The organism is Thalassospira sp. UBA848, from assembly GCF_002295455.1.
Lineage (GTDB): Bacteria > Pseudomonadota > Alphaproteobacteria > Rhodospirillales > Thalassospiraceae > Thalassospira.
Genome location: NZ_DBGS01000038.1, coordinates 1 through 1989, shown reverse-complemented (window position 1 = coordinate 1989; position 1989 = coordinate 1). Strand labels below are relative to the sequence as shown.

Below are 1989 nucleotides of genomic sequence, written 5' to 3'. Positions count from 1 at the left end.
AATCCCTATTACGCGATGGTCGATGGCAAGATGGTCGAAGGCTATTACTACACCAAGAAAATACAGGACACCGATCAGTGAACCTTTATCCCGCAATTGACCTGAAAGATGGCGCATGTGTGCGCTTGCTGCGCGGCGACATGGACAAGGCAACCGTGTTTAACGACGATCCGGGCGCACAGGCCGGTGAATTTGTCCAAGCGGGCTGCCATTGGGTTCATATCGTTGATCTGAACGGCGCCTTCGCCGGTGAGCCTGTCAATGGGTCGGCTGTGGATTCCATCCTTGCCGCCGTGTCGGGCAAGGCGCAGACGCAGCTTGGTGGCGGCATCCGCACCATGGAAACGGTTGATTATTGGCTGAACAAGGGCATCACGCGTGTGATTCTTGGCACCGTGGCGCTTCGCAATCCGGAGTTTGTTAAGGAAGCCTGTGCCAAATGGCCGGGCCGGATCGCGGTTGGCATTGATGCGCGTGATGGTTATGTCGCGGTTGAAGGCTGGGCGGAAACGTCCGAGGTCACCGCACTCGAACTCGCCAGGAAATTTGAGGATTGCGGTGTGGCGGCAATCATCTTTACCGATATCGACCGTGATGGTGCGATGGGTGGCCCGAATATCGAGTCCACCGTGGCACTGGCATCGGAAATCTCGACCCCGGTGATCGTATCGGGCGGGGTTTCATCGCTTGATGATCTGATCGCGGTCAAGAAACACACAGATGCTGGCATTGATGGCGCGATTTCCGGTCGTGCGCTTTATGATGGCCGCATCGATCTGGCAGAGGCCATCGCGGCCCTTTCGTAACCGACCCAACAGGAAACAGACCATGCTGAAAACCCGTGTCATTCCCTGTCTTGACGTCAAGGACGGCCGCGTCGTCAAAGGGGTCAATTTCGTTGATCTGATCGATGCCGGCGACCCGGTCGAACAGGCGCGCATCTACGATGCAGAGGGTGCGGATGAACTCTGCTTCCTTGATATCACGGCATCAAGTGATAACCGCGATACCATCTTTGATGTGGTTGCCCGCACGGCCGAGGCCTGCTTTATGCCGGTCACCGTTGGCGGTGGCGTGCGCACCCTTGAAGACATCCGAAAGCTGCTTCTGGCTGGCGCGGACAAGGTTTCGATCAACACCGCCGCCGTCAAAAACCCCGATTTCGTGCGCGAAGCCGCACGCAAGTTCGGATCGCAATGCATTGTGGTCTCGATTGACGCCAAATCGACCGGCCCGGACAAGTTCGAAATCTTCACCCATGGCGGGCGTGAACCCACCGGGATTGATGCCGTTTCGTTTGCAAAACAAATGGTCGAATACGGTGCTGGCGAACTCCTTGTCACCTCGATGGATCGCGATGGCACCCAGTCGGGCTTTAACATCCCGCTGACGCGCACCATTGCCGATGCCGTCCATGTGCCCGTCATTGCCTCCGGTGGTGTTGGCACGCTCGACCATATGGTCGAAGGCGTGCGTGATGCCCATGCATCGGCGGTTCTGGCCGCCTCGATCTTCCATTTCGGCACGTACCGCATTCGCGAGGTCAAGGACCACATGAAAGCTGCCGGTATCCCGGTGCGCGAGGACTGAAATCATGCCCGATACGGATAAAAGCCAACATATCCTTGATGCGCTTTACGCAACCGTTTCTGCGCGCAAGGGTGCAGACCCGGACACCAGCTATACCGCAAAGCTGCTTGCCAAGGGCACGCCCAAAATCGCCCAGAAAGTCGGCGAAGAGGGCGTTGAAACAGTGATCGCCGCCCTTGCCGAAAGCCCGGAAAAGGTCGCATCGGAAAGTGCCGACCTGCTGTATCACCTGACCGTTCTTTGGGCCGATCAGGGGGTTAAGCCCGAAGATGTCTGGAAGATTCTGGCCGAACGTCAGGGCATTTCAGGTATTGCCGAAAAGGCATCGCGCAAAAGCGACTAACAAGGGCGACCACCACGACCGCCCCTCACCCACGTCATGGACCCCCGCCTGCGCGG

At 57.8% G+C, this 1989-nt stretch carries 3 protein-coding genes; all 3 read left to right on the top strand.

The genetic code is table 11. The annotated features are described in order from the left end of the window. Nucleotides 1–77: 77 nt before the first annotated feature. The 3 genes from hisA to B2R48_RS04800 are packed head-to-tail and all read left to right on the top strand — an operon-like array spanning nucleotide 78 to nucleotide 1933. Nucleotides 78–806 (top strand): 1-(5-phosphoribosyl)-5-[(5-phosphoribosylamino)methylideneamino]imidazole-4-carboxamide isomerase, encoded by a 729-nt coding sequence (gene hisA / locus B2R48_RS04810; protein ID WP_296998395.1) that lies wholly within the window; start codon nucleotides 78–80, stop codon nucleotides 804–806. Between the two features lie 22 nt (nucleotides 807–828). Beyond that, on the top strand, nucleotides 829–1590 hold the full coding sequence (gene hisF / locus B2R48_RS04805) for an imidazole glycerol phosphate synthase subunit HisF (RefSeq protein ID WP_008888819.1): 762 nt from the start codon (nucleotides 829–831) through the stop codon (nucleotides 1588–1590). A gap of 4 nt (nucleotides 1591–1594) precedes the next feature. Beyond that, the gene (locus B2R48_RS04800; protein ID WP_296998393.1) at nucleotides 1595–1933 is read left to right on the top strand and encodes a phosphoribosyl-ATP diphosphatase; all 339 of its coding nucleotides are present in this window, start codon (nucleotides 1595–1597) and stop codon (nucleotides 1931–1933) included. The last annotated feature ends 56 nt before the right edge of the window (nucleotides 1934–1989 follow it).

Coding starts and splice junctions, on each gene's coding strand:
- hisF (WP_008888819.1), top strand. CDS start 829: ATGCTGAAAACCCGTGTCATTCCCTGTCTTGACGTCAAGGACGGCCGC.
- B2R48_RS04800 (WP_296998393.1), top strand. CDS start 1,595: ATGCCCGATACGGATAAAAGCCAACATATCCTTGATGCGCTTTACGCA.